The sequence below is a fragment of the Streptomyces sp. SAI-170 genome (genome assembly GCF_049739565.1).
In the GTDB taxonomy this organism is placed as follows: domain Bacteria; phylum Actinomycetota; class Actinomycetes; order Streptomycetales; family Streptomycetaceae; genus Streptomyces.
In genome coordinates this window covers 1,084,867-1,104,938 of record NZ_JBMGQD010000001.1, presented here as the reverse complement: position 1 = coordinate 1,104,938, position 20,072 = coordinate 1,084,867, and the positions used below count along the sequence as shown (strand labels likewise).

Here is a 20,072-nt window from a genome sequence, read left to right as displayed (position 1 = left end):
CCAGAGCAGATCTGACGCATCAGTGATGCATCAGTGGTGCGTTGGTGGGCATGACCAGGCGGTCCAGGGTTTGATGGCCTTGAAGAAGTTCGGGGGGCGGGGAATGGCAAACAGGCGGCGGCGACTTGCCGACCGACGTCGATCAGTTGGTCTCACTCAGGAAAACCTGGCGGAGCACCTTGGTGTGGACCGTTCGACTGTCGTGCGCTGGGAGACCGGCACCGTCTCTCCCCAGCCGTGGATGCGCCCACGGCTCGCCGATGCGTTACGCATCACGGTCGAGGAACTCGTCGATCTCCTGACCAACGAGGCGAAGGGAGACGGCCCGGCTCGGAGGGGTCAGGACGCAGCGTTCGTAGATAGCGCCACTCAGGTCACGGCAGCCGATCTCCGCGATACCTTCGACGAACTCGTCTCCCGCTATGACCAGGCCCCGTCCGCCAGCCTCCTGGCGAAAGGAGGGGAGCACCTCAGCCTGATCACGGACATGGCCCGTAACGCCCCGGCCGGGCGAGCAGGGCGCGAGCTCCTGACCCTCCAGGCCGATGTCCTCGCCTTTATGGGCCAACTTGTCTGGGACGCCTCTCAACGCCGGGACCACGCGACGGCGCGCCTCTACTACGACGAGAGCCTCCGGGTTGCTCGACACCTGCACGATCCCACCCTTGAGGCACGAGCGCGCCTTAGGACTTCCTACGTCGCCCTGTATGGAGCCAAGGACCCGCGCACCGGTTTGGATCTGGCTCTCCAGGCGGCGGAAACTGCTCGGCCGACCAGTCCGGCTGTGACCGGTCTCTCCCTCCTGCATGCCGGCGAGGCGTACGCAATGCTGGGAAGAGCGAGGGAATGTGAAGCGGCGCTTGCCGCAGCTCGGCAGCAGCTGGAACGAACAGATGGGATGGACGCGGCCGCGGACCTGATCTCCCCGACCCAGTTCGGCCGTCTGGCGGGGTCCTGCTACCTCTCCCTCGGAGAGCACCGGCGCGCCGAGGAGCTGCTGCAGGCCACCGCCGCCCAACTACAAGATCGGCGAAAGTCGCGCGCGATCGTGCTCGGGAACCTTACGCTCGCCTATATCCGGCAAGGCGAGGTCGACGCCGCCGTAGCTGCTCTGACCGAAGCGATCGCGGAGGTACGGGAGACCAGGGGCGGCGGAGGGCTCAACGTGGTCTTCAACGCCGCCCGTGAACTGAGCCCGTGGCGGCAGGAGCGAATCGTCGCCGATGTCCATGACCAGCTGTTCGCACTTATGGCAACGGCGTGACTGTGAGGAGATACCTGGGTGCCCGCTCTGCATGAGGATGCCAAACGTGCCGTACGAACCCAGGTCTGGAACGCTCTCGACGAGGCCGGCGCGGTCTACGACGACAGCGCTCACGGCCGCATCCCCAACTTCCACGGGGCGGATGAGGCTGCCGCACGATTGGCTGAACTCGACGGGTGGAAGGGGGCTGACGTCATCAAGGCTGTGCCGGACAAGGCCCAGCTTCCTGTGCGGGTTCGTGCCCTGAGGGAGGGCAAGCTGGTCTACATGGCTGTCCCGAAGCTGGCGGCACCAAAGCCCTTCTACCTGCTGGACCCGGCCGCACTGCCGCTCCCGCCGGAAGAGGCGGCCACCAGCCGCGTCGCGGCCACGATCGCACCGACGGTCGAGGTCGACTCTCTGCGTCCCGTCGATGTTGTCGTCGTCGGGAGCGTCGCGGTCAATCGGGATGGTGCCCGTATCGGAAAGGGGGCCGGCTACTCCGACCTGGAGTTCGCGCTCCTGACAGAGGCCGGACTCATTGGCGCCGGCACGCTGGTGGTGACCACGGTGCACAGCCTCCAGGTGATCGACACACCGATTCCGGTCACTGACCATGACGTCAAGGTCGACCTGGTCGTCACGCCGGACGAGGTCATCGAATGCACCGCACCGCATCGGCCCCGCGGGATCTTCTGGGACCACCTCGACCCCTCCAAGATCGCCGCGATTCCCGCTCTGCAGGCCCGGGCACGTCGCCAGGCAGAGTCAGACTGACGACCGACCGCATGCACAGTTGGATGCAATGCGGTTACGCGGGGCGTGACACGGGCCGAGAGCCCTGACGCCGACCCGGGAAGTGCCGGCCGAGGAACGGAACAGGGGCATCGTCGTGAGGGCGGCCCAGATCGGCGGGCACCTGGCGCGACCGTACTTCACGGATCGAACGTCCCCAACGAACTCCGATAGCGGATCGAGGAGTTCACGCGGGGCTCCCCGCTGTACAGGCGTGGCCCGCCCGTGGCCCTGCTGGCGACCGAGCCTAATCGAAGGAGGCGAGGATCTTTGCCTCCTCCTCCTGGACAATCCCGTGCTCCGCCCACCGCGGGTGGTCCACGGGACGCCCGTCTGCCAGGATGACGCCGGGACGCAGGAACACCGTAGCGTCACCGAACGCCTCGGAATCGGCCTCACCGTCGGCCTTCTGGAACCTGTGCGCATCGGGGCTGCCGTCCTCACCGGTGTATCCGTACGACTCATCCGCGTCCGCTGGGCAGTCGAGCAAAGGGCATGGAAGGCAAAGCCGAAAGGGTGACCCTGAAGCCGCCATCAGTGGGACGTGTGTCTGGCGAGCGAGCGATGCTGAGAGCAAATGATCGCGCTTCAATTGAAGACCGATAGGGGCAGCACAAGAAAATCGCGGCCCGTTGTGAGACGCTTCGCGTGGTCCGCCGCCTGTCCCGACGCCGCCCTCAGTGTCACTCTTGGCTCGTAGCTGCACGCGCTCTGGCGGCGTTCAAGGCGGCGTTGTCTCGGGCGATCCGGGCCCTCTCCTGAACGGTCGCCCCGAACTCCCCCCACCCGTAGAAGGCGGCAACAAGGATGGCCAGCGTCGCTGCCACTGAGGAGGCACCAGCCAGGGCCCTGGCCATGCCGGCCGGCAGCCGGGCGAGGATTCTCACGCTGGTGTGATGGGCCGTGTCAGCGCAGCGTCCCGCCCACATCTCGAGTCCTTGCGCGGCTCGTGCCGCGAAAGCTGCGACGCACGCGAAGAAGCAGGCGGCGAAGAGGAACCCCGCGATGAGGCGGGTTGTGAGGCCGGGCGCAGGACCAGTACCGGAGAGAGGCAGTCCGAGGATCATGTAGAGGAGGCCGGCGCCAGACATGACCCCCAGCAAGAAGGCGCCGAACATCTGCCACGTGACTTCCGCGTAGTCATCTTGGGGATTGTCGCAGCTGCCTGATGATGCCGGGGGACGTTGGCGCTGGGAGGACACGAAGAGGTTCACGACGCTGCCGAAGACGTTGCCGGCGACGAAGGTGCCCGAGCCGCGGTTGGTCTGATTGACCACTCTCTTCTGGTCCTCGGGCGGGTGGTCAGACACGAGGCTCCCCGCCGTGATTGATCGTCAGGTTGCCGTGGTGGTCTCCGCCGATGAACACACCGTTTCCGGTGTTCTGCTGGTTGTAGACGGTGGTTCCCGTCATCGTCAGCGCCATGAACTCGCGGATGGCGTCCGGGTGGGCGTCGAAGTGCGCCTGGATGAGGGGAGCCAAGCGCTCCGCGCGCTCCTCCGGTGTGGCTTCTTGATCGTCAAGTACTGCGATAACGGCGTCCTGCTCGTCACGCGTGCCGCGGCGCAGAAGCTCGCGGACTTTTGTGCTCACCCATGCTGTCCCGCCCGTAACGGCTCCGGTGGCCAGCGCAATCGCTGAGCCGGAGACAACCTCGCCCACAACAACCGGTAAATCCATGGCAGTTGATCCCTCCCGCGACAAGTGGAGAGCCAACCTACCTGCGGCCGACCCACTGGGGAGACGGTTCTAAACGTGGCGTCCATCACGCTGCGCGGGTTTCGGCGTCTGGGCTGTCCCTCGCTGCGGTTCGACGCCACCGCGTGCAGGGTCAGACATGTGGCGGTCCGCGGTGAAGACCGTCGTAAAAGTGCTCTGACCTCCACGATCTGCGGAAACATGGGTGTCAGCATGTATAGACGGACTCAGGTCGATCACAAAGAATCCACATGATCACCAAGGGGGCGATGGCGCCAGCCGAGTCCCAGGTCAGGAAGGGGGAGGCCGCCGATGTCGCTGTTCTGGCGCATCTTCGTGATGAACGCGTCCCTCCTCGTGGTGGCGGCTCTCGTTCTCCTCAGCCCGTGGGTCACGGTCTCTTCGCCAGTCCGCCTCACGGAAGCTGTCGTCGTAGCCGTCGGGGTCTTGGTGATGCTCCTGGCCAACGTGCTCGTCCTTCGCTACGCCCTGGCCCCCCTGAACCGTCTGTCGCGCACGATGGCGCAGGCGGACCTTCTCGCCCCGGGCCTGCGGGCCGAGTCGGGGGGACCGAGCGAAATGGTGCAGCTCGTGGCGACGTTCAACGCGATGCTCGAGCGGCTGGAGAATGAACGCGTCACCAGCAGCGCGCGAGTGGCCGCGGCGCAGGAGGCCGAGCGGCAGCATCTCGCCCGAGAGCTGCATGACGAAGTCGGACAGGCGCTCACAGCTGTCCTACTGCAACTGAAATGGCTGGCCGACCAGGCACCGCCGGAACTGCAGGGCGACCTGCGCGGCGCACAGGAGACGACCCGGGAGAGCCTGGACGAGCTGCGGCGCATCGCGCGTCGGCTGCGCCCCGGGGTCCTGGAGGACCTGGGCCTGGCCAGCGCTCTCCGTGCGCTCGCGTCCGACTTCAACGCCGCAGGCTTCACTGTCGTCGACCACATTGACCATGGCCTTCCAGCGCTCACCCAAGAATCCGAACTGGCGATCTACCGGGTGGCTCAGGAAGCCCTGGCCAACGCGGCACGTCATGCGAACGCCGACCGCGTGGACCTTGAGCTGCGGCACACGAGATCCGGAGCGGTGGATCTGGTGATCCAGGACAACGGACGGGGTTGCCGCAACGCTCCGGAAGGTGCCGGTATCCGCGGAATGCGGGAACGCGCCCTGCTCATCGGCGCACGACTGTCCATCGAGACGACTCCCCAAGGCGGCACGTCGGTGCGCCTTCGGGTATCAGTGCCGGGGGAGAACGAGTGATGACCGAGTCTCCACGTCGGATCCTGCTCGCAGACGATCATGCCCTGGTCCGCCGCGGCGTGCGGTTGATTCTGGACTCCGAGCCCGACCTCACAGTCGTCGCCGAGGCCGGTGACGGAGCCGAGGCCGTCTCCGTCGCGCGTACGGTCCCGCTCGACCTCGCCATTCTGGACATCGCGATGCCTCGGATGACTGGCCTGCAGGCCGCCCGCGAGTTGTCACGGGCCCAACCTGACCTGCGGATCCTGATGCTCACCATGTACGACAACGAGCAGTACTTCTTCGAAGCTCTGAAGGCCGGTGCCAGCGGGTACGTGCTCAAGTCGGTCGCGGACCGGGACCTGGTGGACGCCTGTCGTGCGGCGATGCGCGACGAGCCGTTCATTTATCCCGGCGCTGAGAACACCCTGATCCGCAAGTACCTCGATCACGTGGCGCAGGGCAGGCCCCTGCCGGACAAAGCGATCACGAACCGCGAGGAAGAGATCCTCAAGCTCGTTGCCGAGGGACACAGCTCGAAGGAGATCGGCGAACTCCTCGTCATCAGCGCCAAGACCGTTGAGCGCCACAGGGCGAACCTGCTGCAGAAGCTCGGGCTACGCGATCGCGTGGAACTCACCCGCTACGCCATCAGGACCGGCCTGATCGAACCGTAGCTCGTTCTGCGGCACTACCCCGCGGCAACCGCCGAGCGGGCATTCCGTCATGCCCGAGAACGGCCCGAAGCCGATGACGGTCACCCACAAGAACTCCTGGGCCTTCGAGGCCCAGGTTTAGGAACCGGGACCTCCGTATCCGGTTCCGCAGCACCATCATCCTCATAGGAGCAATGTGAGAAGCCCTGAACGGGAATCCCTAGCAGGATTCCAGGAACGGTCCAGAGCGGATCGTCGGCCAGGCATACGTGCGGCCGCGACCGGACTCGCTCTGCTGATGGCCGTTTCGACTCTCTACGGTGCGGAAGCGGCGCTCGCCGCCCCCGCTGAGCAGGCGGCTGCTCAGCCGCAGAAGCCGGCCTACGCGACGACCGCGACGGACATCGCCTCCGCCCGTGTGACCGCCCGCCTCTCAGGCCACCGGGTCGAGGCGCTCTCCGAGCGCACCGAGACCTCGACGACCTGGGTCCACAAGGACGGGTCGCTCACCACGGAGCTGTCGGCCGGTCCCATCCGGTTCCGCGACCCTGCCTCGGGCCAGTGGCGTGACGTCGACGTCGACCTCGTCAGGTCGTCGGACGGGACGGTCGTGTCCAGGTCGCACCCGACGGGCCTGAGGCTGGCCGGCAAGTCCGGCACCAAGCCCCGCTCGCTGAAGGCCGCCCAGTCGGCCCCGGCCACTGATCTCGTCACCCTTGGCACCGGGGACGAGGCGATCACCCTCCAGTGGAGGGGCGGCCTCCCGGCCCCGAAGCTGGACGGCACCCGGGCCACGTACGAGAACGCCGTACCTGGCGCCGATGTCGTGGTCGAGGCCACCCGTACCGGCTTCGAGCAGTTCGTCGAGGTCAAGGAGCGGCCCGCCGACGGCTTCTCGTACACCCTGCCCCTGAGGACCAAGGGTCTGAAGGTGGAGCAGCAGGCTGACGGCAGTGTGCTGTTCAAGGACAAGAAGTCGAAGAAGACCGCGGTCATGCCGGCTCCGGTGATGTGGGACGCCACCGTCGACCCGGTCTCCGGCAAGCACACGCGCCAGGTCGCGGTCGGCATGAAGGTCGTCAAGACCAAGGGCGGCGTCGACCTCGTCATCACCCCGGACGCGAAGTTCCTCGCCGACCCGGCGACGAAGTACCCGGTGACGGTCGACCCGTCCACCTCCTCGCTGTCGAACGTCTTCGACACCTACGTGCAGCAGGGCACGACGGTCGACTGGTCCACGGACGTCGAGCTGGACCTGGGCAACCCGGGCACGAAGAACGCCGACGGCACCTACCGCACCGCGCGTTCGTTCATCTCCTGGAACACCGCGCCGATCGCCGACGCGCTGGTGATGGACGCCAAGCTGTCGCTGTGGAACTTCCACTCCGGCAACTACACCGGCACCTCCTGCCCCAACCAGCCGTGGGAGGTGTGGTCCACCGGGGCTGCCTCGACCTCCTCGCGCTGGACGGCCCAGCCGTCGTGGATCGCCGAGAAGGCCAGTTCCACGGAGACCCGGGGCAACGCCTCCTGCTCGACCCAGCCGGACGGCTGGATCAACGCCAACGTCACCACGCTGGTGCAGGAATGGGCCTCGGCCAAGGCGGCAAAGTCCAACATGGGCCTGCGCGCGTCCGACGAGGCCATCACGGGCCAGTGGAAGCGGGTCAACTCCGCCAACGCCGCCGCCAACCCGCCGAAGCTGGTCGTCACTTACAACTACCGGCCTCGCACGGGTACGAAGCAGGAGGCGGGCCCGCCGTTCTACTCCTACGGCGGCGCCTATGTGGTCAACACGGCCACCCCGACGCTGCGGGACACGTTCGTCGACCCCAACGGTGACAAGATCCAGGGTGCTTACCAGATCTTCGACTCGGTCACCAACACCCAGGTGGGCGCGGTGCTGCGGTCGGCGTTCGTGCCTTCCGGGCAGCCCGCTCCGGTGGTCGTTCCGGCCGGTGTGCTGACGAACGGGAAGACGTACAAGTTCCGCAGCAGCCCGTACGACGGCACGCACTACAACCTGGGCTGGTCGGAGTGGAAGACCTTCACGGTCGACACCGCCGCTCCGTCCGCGCCGACGGGCATCACGTCGACGGACTACCCGTCCACCGCGTGGGTCAAGGGCGCCGGGCAGACCGGCACCTTCACCGCCACCCCCAACGGCACCGACCACAACTGGCTCGAGTGGTCGCTGGACGGCCTGACCTGGACCAAGGTCTCCACCGGCGGCTCCACCGCCGCCAAGGCCATCAGCGTCACACCGCCCAAGAACGGCACCCACACTCTGCAGGTCCGGCAGGTCGACAAGGCCGACAACAAGTCCGAGGCGCTGGAGTACACCTTCCACGCCGGCCCCGGCGGCTTCGTCCAGCCGAGCGAGGGCGAGAGCACGGCGCGCCGTCTGCCGCTGGTCGCCGAGGCCGAGGCCGGCAAGTACGACTCCGTCTCGTTCTCCTGGCGCCGGTCCGACGCCGACCCGTGGACGCAGATCCCCGCCGCCGACGTCCTCAAGGACGGTCAGGCGCTCGCCGCCTGGCCCGTGCCGCTGACGAACGGCAAGAACGCCGCCCTGACCTGGAACGCCACCAGCACCGTCGACCCCGACGGAAGCGTCCAGATCAAGGCCGACTTCACCGGCCCGAACGGGGCCGCGGGAAGCACCCAGCCGCTTCCGGTCGTCGTCGACCGCAACGCCGACGGTGCCGCCGGCTCGCAGGTGGGGCCGGGCTCCGTCAACCTGCTGAACGGCGACTACTCGCTCGGTGCCTCCGACGCCGAGGTGATGGGCCTCTCAGTGACCCGTACGGCCTCCTCGCGTGTGCCGGACAAGGGCGCGAAGCAGACCGGCCAGGCCCCCATCTTCGGTAAGGAGTGGGTCTCCGGCACCGTCGCGCCGGAGGTGGACTCGGGGTACTCGCACATCGAGAAGACCTCGAACACCTCGCTGAACGTGGTGTCGGCCGACGGCTCGTCCGTCTACTTCACGGCCAACCAGGCGCAGAACGGCTGGGTCCCCGAGCCCGGCTTCGAAGAGCTCACGCTGACCGGCGGCTTCGCCTCGTCCTTCGTACTGAAGGAGGACGACGGCTCGGTGACGACCTTCAAGAAGGCCGCTGCCGACGCCCCGACCTGGCAGGTGTCGAGCGCGGTGCAGTCCGGTATCGACGGCGGCGAGAGCCTCGTCGTCTCCGAGGCCGTCACCATCGACGGCAAGCGCGTCAGCCGGCCGAAGCGCATCATCGGCGCCACCGGCGCGGCCTCGGCCACGACCTGCGAAGCCACGCCCTCCACGCGCGGCTGCAAGGTCCTGGACTTCGTCTACGCGCCCACCACCACCGCCACTTCCAGCGCCTTCGGCGACATCGCCGGGCAGGTCTCCGAGCTCAAGGTGTGGGCCACGGACCCCGGCGCCGCCAACGCGACCGCTCGTACTGTCGCCCGCTACGCCTACGACGAGCAGGGCCGACTGCGCGAGGCGTGGGACCCGCGGATCAGCCCCGCGCTGAAGACCGCCTACACCTACGACTCCGCCGGACGCATCGTCACCCTGACCCCGCCCGGCCAGCTGCCCTGGACGTTCAACTACGGCAAGGTCGCCGCGGTGACCGGCGCCTCGGACGGCATGCTGCTGTCCGTTCAGCGCCCCACGCTGGTGGCCGGCACGAAGGACCAGGTCTCTGGTACGGCGACCTCCACGGTCGTCTACAACGTCCCGTTGGCCGGGACGACGGCGCCCGCCGCCATGGGAACGGCGGATGTCGCCAAGTGGGGTCAGTACGACGCCCCGTCGGACGCGACAGCGGTCTTCCCCGCCGACAAGGTGCCCTCGTCGTCCGACGGAGCCCAGCTGACGAAGGCCGACTACGCCCGGGCGATGGTGGTCTACCTGAACGCCTCCGGGCGGCAGGTCAACCAGCGCAACCCCGGTGACCACATCACCACCACGCAGTACGACCGGTACGGCAACACGGTGATGGAGCTCTCGGCCGCGAACCGGGCCCTCGCCCTCGGCCTGACCGCCCAGGACAGGATCCGCCTCGCCGAACTCGGCCTGGGCACCGACGCAGCCGGATCCGCCGAGCGCGCCCGACTGCTGTCCAGCGAGACGACGTTCTCCGCCGACGGATCCCGCTCGACGGACACCCGCGGCCCGCTGCGCATGCTCACCGTCGAGAAGGACCTCAAGGCCGGCGACGGCACCGTCCTTCTGGCCGCGGGCACGGCGGCCCCCGGCCGTACCTGGACCACCACCCAGTACGACGCCGGCCGTCCCACCGACGGCTCCGCCACCGTGGTCAACCAGCCCACCAAGGAGACCGTCGGCGCCGAGCTGGTCACCTACCCCGGCCAGATGGCCGATGGACGGGTCACCACGACCGAGTACGACTGGGTCAAGGGCCTGGCGACGAAGAACGTCCAGGACCCCGGTGGTCTGGCGATCACCCGGATCACCGAGTTCGACGACAAGGGCCGGCCGATCAAGTCGCTGATGCCGAAGTCGACCGGCACCGACCCGGGCACCCAGCTGACCACCTACTGGTCGGCGACCGGCACCGGCACCTGCCAGGGCCGCCCCGAGTGGGCCGACCAGGTCTGCGAGGTCCGCTACGCGGGCGCGGCCGCCGGCACCAACGGCGCGCTGCCGGTCATCTACAACGAGTACAACGCCTACGGGCAGCCCGCGAAGGTGGTGGAGACCGCCAACGGCGCCACGCGCACGCTGGTCACCACCTACGACGCGGCGGGCCGCCAGACGGCTGTGACCACCAGCGGCACGGCCGGCACGGCGATCCCCGACCAGACCTTCACCTACGACCCGGAGGCAGGACACCTCACCAAGACCACCTCGACGAGCGCAGGCAGCATCACCCGCACGTTCGACGTGCTCGGGCGTCAGATGACCTACACGGACGCCGACGCCAACATCACCACGGTGCACTACGACCAGCTCAACCGGCCGGTCAAGAGCACCGACAGCGCTCCGTCCACCGTCACCTACACCTACGACACGACGGCTGAGCCGCGCGGCCTGCTCGTCTCTCTGACCGACTCCGTCGCCGGCACCTTCGGTGCCACGTACGACGCGGACGGCAACGTGGCCACCGAGAAGCTGCCCGGCGGCTACACCATGACCCAGTCCACCGACCCGGCGGGCAAGCCGACGGAGCGCGCCTACACCCGCGACTCCGACGGAAGTCTGCTCTTCAGCGACTCCGCCACGGTCACGGCGCACGACCAGTGGGCCTCTCGCGCCGGCGGCGTCGGTCAGAACGCCAACCGCGACTACCGCTATGACGCCGCGGGTCGTCTGTCGACGGTCGAGGAGACCGTCGACAGCGTCTGCACCCGCCGCTCGTACGCCTGGGACAAGCACTCCAACCGCACCTCCGTCACGACGGCCGCCGGCGTGCCCGGCCTCGAATGCCCGACGACCGGTGGTACGACCGTCACCAGCACCTACGACACAGCGGACCGCAAGACCGACAGCGGCTACGCCTATGACACCTTCGGCCGCGCCACGTCGGTTCCGGGCGAGGGCACCCTCAGCTACTACCTCAACGACCTCGTGAGGCAGCAGGTGCTGGGCAACCAGCGCCAGACCTGGGCGCTCGACGCCACCCGACGGATCCGTTCCTGGACCGTCGAGTCGAACGCCACTGGCAGCTGGGTCACCACCGCCACCAAGACGAACCACTACAGCAGCGACAGCGACAAGCCGACCTGGATCGTCGAGGACGCCGCCACGGGCGCCATCACGCGCAACGTGGAGTCCGCCGGCCGCAACCTGGGCGCGACCACCAGCAAGACCGGTGACGTCGTCCTGCAGTTCGTCGATCTGCACAACGACGTCGCTCTCGCCCTCCCGCTCGACACCACCAAGCCGGCCACCGCGCTGACGACCGACGAGTTCGGCAAGCGCACGGGCACCGGCGAGGCTCGCTACGGCTTCTTCGGTGGCGAACAGCGCTCCGCCGACACCCTCGGCAACCTCGTCCTGATGGGCGTGCGCCTGTACGACCCGGCCTCCGGCCGGTTCCTGCAGACCGACCCGGTGGCCGGCGGCAGCTGCAGCAACTACGACTATGTCTGCGGCGACCCGGTCAACGCCGAGGATATCTCCGGCTGCCTGCCCTGCAAGATCCCGTGGTATGCCTGGACCGGATGGCGAAGCGACATCAAGATCACGTGGTCCGGCAAGTGGTCCTACACCAGCTGGCGCACCAAGAAGTACTCCTGGATGTGGGACGCGCTCGCCGACTGGACGCCTCTGGCGATCGTGGGCTGGAAGGAGCGGTGGCGCTGGCGCACCCAGCGCGGTGTCCGCTGCACCCTCCTGTCATGGAGCCGTGAGAAGGTTCTCGCCGAGTGGGTGTCGGTCTACACGACCCAGTACCAGGACCGCATCACCTACCGGAAGACCTACACGAACTTCCGGTTCTCGGAGACGTCGTCCTGGTGGACCACCTATCGACGGGTGTACGTCTACTCGTCGAAGATCTACTGGGGATACTGATCGCCTGCCAGGCACGCTTCATGCGTAAGCCCTGGCACCAGTGATCGATCCCCACCCTCTTAAGGTTGCCCGGGCATCTGCACGTCAGCAGCCCGGGCAACCACCCGGCGAGACCGGGACTTTTTGAGTACCAACCCAGCAGACGTAGAGGAATCAGCATGTCCCAGCCCCGCGCAGGCGTTCTGGTGATGACGATCGGTGCCGCCCTCCTCGTGGCCGGAGGAGCCATGTACGTCCTTCCCGGCCCCGGCCTTCCCCTCCTCATCCTGGGCTTGACCGCTATCGCGGTAGGAGCAGCACTGTGGCTGACCGGGCGCAAGACGACGGGTTGACCGTTACTGCTCGCTGATCAGCCGAGCCATGCCGGCGTCCACCACTGTGTTGCCGGACAGGCGAGCAGGATGAGGCGCAGAGGCCACCGCCCTGGGAGGGGCTGTCGTCGACGTGTGACGTATGACAACGAACATCAGGAGACCGCCGGCCGCTGCTGTCAGCGGTCCCATGACGATGTATCCCAAGCTTTCGATCGGACGTTCCCGGCCCGGCCGACTTGGAGGGCGGCCTCATCTCGTGCCGTGTTCGATGCGCGCGACCAGCAGGCCGACTAGTGCCGCCCAGGGCAGGCTTGCTGGTCCGGAGATCGCCCAGCCGAGAACGGCAAACAGTGTCAGCGCCGTCAGGCCGGTCGCGAGCGCTCGGGCGTGGCGGAGGAACGCCCACTCGCGGCGGGCGGTGCCCGGGTCCTTGAGTTCTGCTACGGCGGTGCGGATGACCAGGAGTGCGAGCACGACGCTGACGGCGAGGGTTGCCGGGCCGATGTCCTCTGTGATCATCGGGTTGTGTCGGAGCTCGGCAGGGCGTCGACCTGGTAGATGTCGGGGATACCGTCGGCGTCCTCGTCGCGTTCTTCCTCCTCGCACAGGCGCTTGTAGATGCGGTTGCGGCGGCGCAGGAGGCCGGAGGCGAGCAGGGCCGCGGTGAGGGAACCGAGCAGGACGGCGGCCTTGACGTGCTCGGCCCGGACCGGGTCGGTGAAGGACAGCTCTCCGATGAGCAGGGCCACGGTGAAGCCGATGCCCGCGAGGACGGCGAGTCCCAGGACGTCGGCCCAGGCGAGGTCGGGGTTGAGGCTGGCGCGGGTGAAGCGGACGGCCGCGTAGGTGCCCAGGAAGATGCCGAGGGTCTTGCCGGCGACCTGGCCGACGACGACAGCGAGCGGCTCGGGTTCGGTGAAGACCTTGGTCAGGGCGTCTCCGGACACGACGACGCCGGCAGCGAAGAGGGCGAAGAGGGGGACGGCGACGCCTGCCGAGAAGGGGTGGACGAGGTGCGAGACCCGGGCGGCCGGGGACTGCTCCTCGCCCGTCTCGCGGGTGGTGCGCAGGATCAGACCCATGGCGACGCCCGCGACGGTGGCGTGGACGCCAGAGTTGTACATCAGCGCCCAGATGGCGATGCCCAGGGGCACGTACCACCACCAGCCGCGTACCCGGAAACGCTGGAGGAGGGAGAAGAGGGCCAGGCCGGCGAACGCCCCCGCCAGGGCCCAGAAGTTGAGGTTACTGGTGAAGAAGAGCGCGATGATGAGGATGGCGCCGAGGTCGTCGACGACGGCGAGGGTGAGCAGGAACGCCCGCAGCGCGGCCGGCAGATGAGTGCTGATGACCGCGAGGACGGCGAGCGCGAAGGCGATGTCGGTGGCCATGGGGACCGCCCAGCCGCCGAGGCTTCCGCCGCCCGCGGCGGCGGTGAGGGTGTAAAGGGCGGCCGGTACGGCCATCCCGCACAGCGCGGCGATCACGGGGAGTGCGGCTGTGGCGGGGGTGCGCAGTTCGCCGACGACGAGTTCGCGTTTCAGCTCGATGCCGGCGACGAGGAAGAAGACGGCAAGGAGGCCGTCCGCGGCCCAGTGTTCGACGGACAGGTCCAGGCCCAGGGCAGGTATGCCGAAGTGGAAGTCGCGCAGGGACTCGTACGCCGTGTTCCACGGGCTGTTCGCCCATACGAGAGCGATGACGGCCGCTGTGAGCAGAACCAGTCCGCCGACCGTCTCCGTACGCAGGGCCTCGCCGACGGCCTGCCGCTCGGGCCAGGGAAGCAATCCGAAGACGATCTTGCGCGGGCGTGCCTGCGTCATGGGAAGAAACCCTCCGGGGCATGTCGGCGGCGGGCACACAGGCCCCTCGGACGCCGACCAGACTTCCCGGCACACCAGCATCATCATCTTGATGCGTGCTTTACACCCTATCGGGTGACCGGGTGCCTCACCAGAACGCCTCTCACCTGTTGGACAGGCGAGTGGGCCTGCCCCCACCAAGGCGCGAGGTGGGGGCAGGCGCACTAGAGGAGCCGGGCCGCCGGGGGACGGTCAGACGGTGGTCTTCACCGGCTCCTGGTCGGCGTCCTCGTCCGTGTCGAGGCCGGCGTCACGCCGCTTGACGAAGGCGAGGAAGGAGTTCAGCTCCCGCTTGACGACCGGCGCGAGCAGGTACAGGCCGATGATGTTGATGACGGCGAGGATGAAGAGCACCGCGTCAGCCATGTCGATCAGCGTCTGCAGCGTGAGCAGCGAACCGGCCACCGAGAAGACGGTGTAGAGGACCTTGAAGGTCAGCTCGCTGGTGCGGCTGCGGCCGAACAGGTGCGTCCACGCCTTCATGCAGTAGTAGCCCCAGGTCAGCACGGTGGAGATCGCGAACAGCATGACCGCGAGGGTCAGGATGTACGGGAACCACGGCATGACGGTCCCGAAGGCGTCCGAGGTGATCGTGACACCGCCGATGGACTGGCCCGCACGTGCCTCGGCCCAGCTGGCCGGGTTGGCGATGACGATGGTCAGCGCGGTCATGGTGCAGATGACGACCGTGTCGATGAACGGCTCGAGCAGGGCCACCAGTCCCTCGCTCGCGGGGCGCTTGGTCTTGACCGCGGAGTGGGCGATGGGAGCGGAGCCGAGACCGGCCTCGTTGGAGAACGCGGCCCGCTTGAAGCCGATGATCAGTGCACCGAGGACACCGCCCGCAACACCCTCGGGGTTGAACGCGCCCTCGACGATGGCGGACATCGCGGAGGGGACGGCGGTGGCGTTGACGGCGATCACGACGAGGCACGCGGCCATGTAGATGCCGGCCATAGCGGGCACCAGCTTGCTGGTGACGGAGGCGATGGAGCGGATGCCGCCGAGGAGGACGATGCCGACGAGCGCTGCGATGAGGATGCCGAAGAACAGAGCGCCCTCAGAGGAGCCCAGGGCGCCGCTCTCGCCGCCGGTCACGGAGACCAGCTGCGCGTAGGACTGGTTGACCTGGAAGAGATTGCCGCCGAACAGGCCGAAGAACAGCACGAAGAAGGAAGCGAGGACCGCCAGCACTTGGCCGCCGAAGACGGTGCCGTCGGCGTGCACCTCCCGGTACTTCACGCCGAGGGTGACCTCCACGAACTTGGTGGCCATGCCGAGCAGGCCGCACGGGATCATCCAGAACGTGGCGCCGGGGCCGCCGATGGAGACGGCGACGGCCACACCGGCGATGTTGCCGAGGCCCACGGTGCCGGAGACGGCGGCGGTGAGCGCCTGGAAGTGGTTGACCTCGCCGGCGGAGCCCTTCTCGTCGTACTTGCCGCGTACGACGTCGACCGCGAGCCTGAACTTGCGCAGCTGGACGAAGCCGAACCAGCCGGTGAAGACGATGCCGGCCACGACGAGCCAGGCGACGATCAGAGGGATCTCGGTGCCGGCGATGGGCACGGAGTAGAAGACGACCTCGCCGAGCCAGGTGGCTCTGGGCTCGAAGAATCCGCTGACTGTTCTTGTCGACGGACTGGGTGAAGGCGTCGAGTGACACGGGTGGGTACCTCGTAGCCCGTGGCGGGCGCGCGGGGAGACTGCGCCGGAGAGGGGACGGGCTGTGAGCGAACGCCGTTGTCCGATCGGCGACCGGTTACGAAGCTGTCCCCGGACTTGGACAGTGATCGCCAGGCCTGGTGGGCCGGGGGATGGGCCGACCGGTCCGCGGGGCGGCGAGGGGTGGTGCCACCTGCGAAGTTGCGTATTGGTGCCACAGCACCCACCCCCTGGTGGGTGGCGCATGTCACACTGCGGACGGTGATGTTCCGAAAGTCCAGCACCCGTGATGCGACCGTTAGTCGGACGGTTGTGTCCGTTCATCGTGTATGTATGTGCCGACGGGGGACCAGATGACGTGGCTCGCGACAATCGTGGGCGCCCTTCTCGTCCTGGGCGCCCTGCGGGATGTGTTCCACACGCTCTGGCACCCGACCCGCCACGGCGGGCTGAGCCGACTGGCGATGACCTGCATGTGGGGCCTCTCTGCTCGCCTTGCCCTTCGGCACCGGCCTGCGGGGCTGACTGGACCGCTGGGAATGGTCGCAGTGGTCGCGGTCTGGGCCTCGACCATGGCCGTGGGCTGGGCATTCATCTACTGGCCGCACATGCCGGAGCACTTCTCGTACGCCACGGGTCTCAGCCCCGGCCGGCACGCCGGCCCCCTCGACGCGCTCTACGTGTCCCTGGTGATGCTGGCCACCTTGGGCCTGGGCGACATCGCTCCGACCGCCGGCTGGCTGCGGGTCCTCGCCCCTGTCGAAGCCCTGTCCGGGTTCGCCCTGCTGTCGGCGACTGTGGCGTGGATCCTCGGTATCTATCCCGCTCTGGCCAGGCGCCGAGCTCTCGCCCTGCGCCTGTCCCACCTGCGCCGTAGCCGCGTCCCGGCGTCGGCGCTCGACTCGGACGGGGGTGCAGCGCTCCTGGACGGGCTCGCCACCGCTGTCTCGGTGGTCTCGGTCGACTTCATGCAGTACCCGGAGTCGTACTACTTCTACGACGTCGACGACCACACCTCCCTGCCGCTCCAGCTCGACCATGCGGTGTCCCTGGCGGAACAGGCTGCTGCCGCTGAGCACCCGGACGTCCGCCTGGCAGGCTCCATCCTGCGCACGGCCCTCGACGACCTCGCCGTGATCCTCGACGACCGATTCCTGCACACCCGGGGAAGCTCCGGCTGCGTCATCCCCGCGTACGCGGCGGACCACGGCCACGGCACGACACCGATTCAGTCGTGAGAGGCAGGTCGACACCGACTGGTCAGACGCGATGGCCGCCGGACCCCGGGTCGGGAGGACGTACGGTGGGCAGGGGCTGTCGGCCCAGGAGCTCGGCCAGTCCTTGCCGGGTGGCGGCGAGGACGACGCGGTCCTCGCCACGAAGGACGCAACCCGGGTGGAGGACCCAGATAGCCCGGCCGGCCGGTCGGTGCCGTCGTGCGCCGGGTTGGCGGCCAGGTCGGGCAGGCGATGGCCGGGTTCGGCGGTGTCAAGGGCGAGGACGCGCCAGGCGCCGGGCCGGAACGACTTGGCGACGGTGCATCCCTCGAGCTGAGGGTGCCCGGCGACATTCAGGGCGGCGAAGAGCAGGACGCGGCGTTCGACCGGGATGGCGCCGAGAATCTGGCGGCCCATCATGGCTCCGGCGAAGGCCGGTGCCGAGAGGGTGGAGATCAACACCCCCACTCTGCCCCGCTACCCGCTGTTCGGCGGCGCCGAACACAGGTACGTACGTCCCGCATCCCGTGACCGAGGTGCCTTCGTGGGAGAGGACGACACCGACATCAACGACGACGTCGTCCTCGCCGAACAGGTCGCAGCGCAGGGATCGCATGACCGCGGTCATGCGATCCCTGCACTGCTTGAGCGGTGTCGCGGGAGGGTGGAGGGGGCGGGAACGCGGTAGGAGTGGGGTGGCGGTGTCCGGGCGACCGTCAGTCTCGGTCGTTCTCGCGGGATGCCGGCTGGCTTGTGCGGGCGGGATTGCCTGCGGGTGTTGTGCCTCGGCAGAGGCTTTTTCTGAACATGGTGGGGCTGCAAGCTCGGTGAGGTGTTGGTCTCGGTGTCTGTGTCCGTGTCAAGGTGTGGGCGGGACGGCGCGGGACAGGGGTTCCAGGTCTCCGTAGAGTGCGGCGTGAAGTGCGGCGGCGAGTTCGCGGGCCCGATGTTCGCTCCGTACGCCGTGCATCATGAAGTAGATCGGCCCCTTGTAGGCGTCCGGATCAGCCTCGTGGTTGTGGACCAGGCGGGTGATCGCGGCGCGGACGGCGTCGTTGACGGCGTCGGTGACAGCGTGGCCTTGACCGGCCGGCAGCGTGTCCGCCTTCACGATCCACTGCTGACGTTCTTCGAATTCGATGGCGACGAATACGGTGTTGCGTGCGATGGCGTCCCGGTATGCATTGTGGAATGCGTCGGTGCCGGTGGCGTCGGGGATGAGGTGGGCGGGGGCAGGGGATCGGCAGCGGCTGCATGACTTCGAGGACCTCGACCTTCGTCGCGGGGACCATGTGAGCCGCATGCACGTCATGGCTGGTCCACCAGGGTGTCATGCCGATCTCGTCACCGGGTCGGCCCCACTGCACCATCTGCAGTTCTTCGCCGGGACGGAAGATCCTCAGCATCACGGGTTCAACGGAGGTGGACTGGTGTTCTGTGAGGATGCGGACACGAGCGCGCACGAACCAGCTTCGTGGGGAGAGGCGGCCTGCACCGGCCCTATGATCACTCACCCTTTCTGTCTATCCAGTGCTGCTCTCGTCCGCATCTCGAACGCCTGCCGGTGTGGGTCATGAGGAGCGGATGGGTGGCTTCAGCGGTCGTGGTCGTGGTGGGCGAGAAGTTCCAGCAGGCGCCGCACGGGCAGGTGGGCCTCTGCCGGATGGCGGAACCTGCCGCCCAGGTGGAGGGTGTAGCGGGTGCGCCGTCCGTCCCGCTCGCGGCTGAGATAGCCGGCCTTGTCGAGGTCCGAGACGATCAGCTGAGCGGTGCGCTCGGTGGTGTGGCAGACCGCGGCGATGTCGCGAAGGCGGGCGGTGGGATCCTTCGCGACGGCCAGGAGCACCCAGGCATGGTTGATGAGAAACGTCCACCGACCCGTCTGCCGATCCACCCCGTGTCCTGCTCCGTCGTCCACGCTTGCCAGATAGCCAGGTGGAAATTACCGGAAACAGACTTCGTCTGTCTTTAGCCGTGATCCGCCGACTGTGGCGACGGCCCCGAGGCGGAATGCCCTACGGCGCTGTCGTGGTGGTGCGATGATGAGGCAGGGTTGTGGGCCCGGTGGCCTCTTGGTGGGACTGCTGACCGTCAGTGCCGAGATGATCAGTCGTGTGGAGCCTCGCGAGAGCCCGGCTGTCCGCTCCTACGGGAGCTTCGGCGGGTTATTCGCCTGGTCATCGAGGTGATCGCGGCCCAGGTGATGAGCGATTCCGAGTGCTGGACGAGCCGTGTCACGCGCGTGACGGGCGTCTATGACCCAGGCGTGTGAGCGTTCGACGACCCAGCGCCGGGGCATAACGACGAACCCGGGGACGTTCTTCTGGCGGCTGACGGTCTTGATCGTCAAGGTCAGGTAGGTTTTCGCCCACGAGCTGCCCGGCATAGGCGGAGTCGGCCTAGACGATGGTGATCTCCGGGTGCATCAGCCGAAGCCGGAACATGACTTCCTTGGCTGCGTCGCGGTCGGTCATGTCGGCCGGGGTGACCATGACGAACAGCGGCAGGCCCTTGGTGTCCACGACCAGGTGCCGCTCGCGGCCGTTGATCTAATGGGCGGGAGCTGAGCTCGTTGAACACCTTCTCGATGCCGATCGCCGACGTCAGCACGACGTCCTCCGTTGATCCGGGCCTTGAGTCCTCAAAGAAGACTGACGTGTGCTGGCGCTCGCCGTCGGCATCGAGGGCGAGCACTTGATCACCGATGATGATCGTGGTCCAAGCCCCCTGCGGGGACTACCTCTTACGTGCTCGGGAGCCACCAGCTCCGATCAAGACCGAGGGCCCCGCAGGTCGCTGGGGTCATGAACGGCTAATCGGTTGTCGGGCCATCGAGCCCTTCCATTAGAGAGACGCATGC

General features: G+C 67.8%; 13 protein-coding genes and 3 pseudogenes. 7 read left to right on the top strand and 9 right to left on the bottom strand.

Going from position 1 to position 20,072, the window contains the following annotated elements:
* The first annotated feature begins 73 nt into the window (after positions 1 to 73).
* Together RKD23_RS05025 and RKD23_RS05020 are read left to right on the top strand one after the other, a co-directional pair.
* Entirely contained in the window at positions 74 to 1,264 is a 1,191-nt protein-coding gene (locus RKD23_RS05025; RefSeq protein WP_424852508.1) for a helix-turn-helix transcriptional regulator, read from the top strand.
* An 18-nt stretch (positions 1,265 to 1,282) separates the two neighbouring features.
* The gene (locus tag RKD23_RS05020) at positions 1,283 to 2,020 is read left to right on the top strand and encodes a 5-formyltetrahydrofolate cyclo-ligase (RefSeq protein ID WP_424852507.1); all 738 of its coding nucleotides are present in this window, start codon (positions 1,283 to 1,285) and stop codon (positions 2,018 to 2,020) included.
* A 701-nt stretch (positions 2,021 to 2,721) separates the two neighbouring features.
* Here RKD23_RS05020 and RKD23_RS05015 read toward each other — a convergent pair.
* Positions 2,722 to 3,348, bottom strand: a complete 627-nt coding sequence (locus tag RKD23_RS05015) for a hypothetical protein (RefSeq protein ID WP_424852506.1) — start codon at positions 3,346 to 3,348, stop codon at positions 2,722 to 2,724.
* On the bottom strand, positions 3,341 to 3,718 hold the full coding sequence (locus tag RKD23_RS05010; protein WP_424852505.1) for a hypothetical protein: 378 nt from the start codon (positions 3,716 to 3,718) through the stop codon (positions 3,341 to 3,343). Before RKD23_RS05010 ends, RKD23_RS05015 begins: the two co-directional genes overlap by 8 nt.
* A gap of 330 nt (positions 3,719 to 4,048) precedes the next feature.
* Between RKD23_RS05010 and RKD23_RS05005 the strand changes: the two genes are divergently transcribed.
* The 4 genes from RKD23_RS05005 to RKD23_RS04990 all read left to right on the top strand — a co-directional run bounded on the left by RKD23_RS05005 (position 4,049) and on the right by RKD23_RS04990 (position 12,486).
* Positions 4,049 to 5,002, top strand: a complete 954-nt coding sequence (locus RKD23_RS05005; RefSeq protein ID WP_424852504.1) for a HAMP domain-containing sensor histidine kinase — start codon at positions 4,049 to 4,051, stop codon at positions 5,000 to 5,002.
* A complete protein-coding gene (locus RKD23_RS05000; protein ID WP_424852503.1) occupies positions 5,002 to 5,658 on the top strand; it encodes a response regulator in 657 nt (218 codons plus the stop codon). Before RKD23_RS05005 ends, RKD23_RS05000 begins: the two co-directional genes overlap by 1 nt.
* A gap of 277 nt (positions 5,659 to 5,935) precedes the next feature.
* Entirely contained in the window at positions 5,936 to 12,154 is a 6,219-nt protein-coding gene (locus RKD23_RS04995) for a DNRLRE domain-containing protein (protein WP_424852502.1), read from the top strand.
* A gap of 158 nt (positions 12,155 to 12,312) precedes the next feature.
* Positions 12,313 to 12,486 (top strand): hypothetical protein, encoded by a 174-nt coding sequence (locus RKD23_RS04990; RefSeq protein WP_424852501.1) that lies wholly within the window; start codon positions 12,313 to 12,315, stop codon positions 12,484 to 12,486.
* Positions 12,487 to 12,717: 231 nt separating this feature from the next.
* On the opposite strand, the gene RKD23_RS04985 is transcribed toward RKD23_RS04990, so the two are convergent.
* The 3 genes and pseudogenes from RKD23_RS04985 to RKD23_RS04975 all read right to left on the bottom strand — a co-directional run bounded on the left by RKD23_RS04985 (position 12,718) and on the right by RKD23_RS04975 (position 15,996).
* On the bottom strand, positions 12,718 to 12,987 hold the full coding sequence (locus tag RKD23_RS04985) for a hypothetical protein (RefSeq protein WP_424852500.1): 270 nt from the start codon (positions 12,985 to 12,987) through the stop codon (positions 12,718 to 12,720).
* On the bottom strand, positions 12,984 to 14,291 hold the full coding sequence (gene nhaA, locus RKD23_RS04980) for a Na+/H+ antiporter NhaA (protein WP_424852499.1): 1,308 nt from the start codon (positions 14,289 to 14,291) through the stop codon (positions 12,984 to 12,986). Before nhaA ends, RKD23_RS04985 begins: the two co-directional genes overlap by 4 nt.
* Positions 14,292 to 14,522: 231 nt before the next feature.
* Positions 14,523 to 15,996: pseudogene (locus RKD23_RS04975) on the bottom strand (alanine/glycine:cation symporter family protein).
* A gap of 538 nt (positions 15,997 to 16,534) precedes the next feature.
* Here RKD23_RS04975 and RKD23_RS04970 point away from each other — a divergent pair.
* The gene (locus tag RKD23_RS04970) at positions 16,535 to 17,233 is read left to right on the top strand and encodes a potassium channel family protein (protein WP_424852498.1); all 699 of its coding nucleotides are present in this window, start codon (positions 16,535 to 16,537) and stop codon (positions 17,231 to 17,233) included.
* A gap of 22 nt (positions 17,234 to 17,255) precedes the next feature.
* Here the strand turns inward: RKD23_RS04970 and RKD23_RS04965 are convergent.
* The 4 genes and pseudogenes from RKD23_RS04965 to RKD23_RS04950 all read right to left on the bottom strand — a co-directional run.
* Positions 17,256 to 17,668, bottom strand: a pseudogene (locus RKD23_RS04965) (potassium transporter TrkA); the annotation flags it as partial.
* Positions 17,669 to 18,071: 403 nt separating this feature from the next.
* Positions 18,072 to 18,323 (bottom strand): hypothetical protein, encoded by a 252-nt coding sequence (locus RKD23_RS04960; RefSeq protein WP_424852497.1) that lies wholly within the window; start codon positions 18,321 to 18,323, stop codon positions 18,072 to 18,074.
* Positions 18,324 to 18,806: 483 nt separating this feature from the next.
* Entirely contained in the window at positions 18,807 to 19,058 is a 252-nt protein-coding gene (locus tag RKD23_RS04955) for a hypothetical protein (RefSeq protein ID WP_424852496.1), read from the bottom strand.
* Positions 19,059 to 19,372: 314 nt separating this feature from the next.
* Positions 19,373 to 19,761: pseudogene (locus RKD23_RS04950) on the bottom strand (transposase); the annotation flags it as partial.
* Positions 19,762 to 20,072 lie beyond the last annotated feature (311 nt).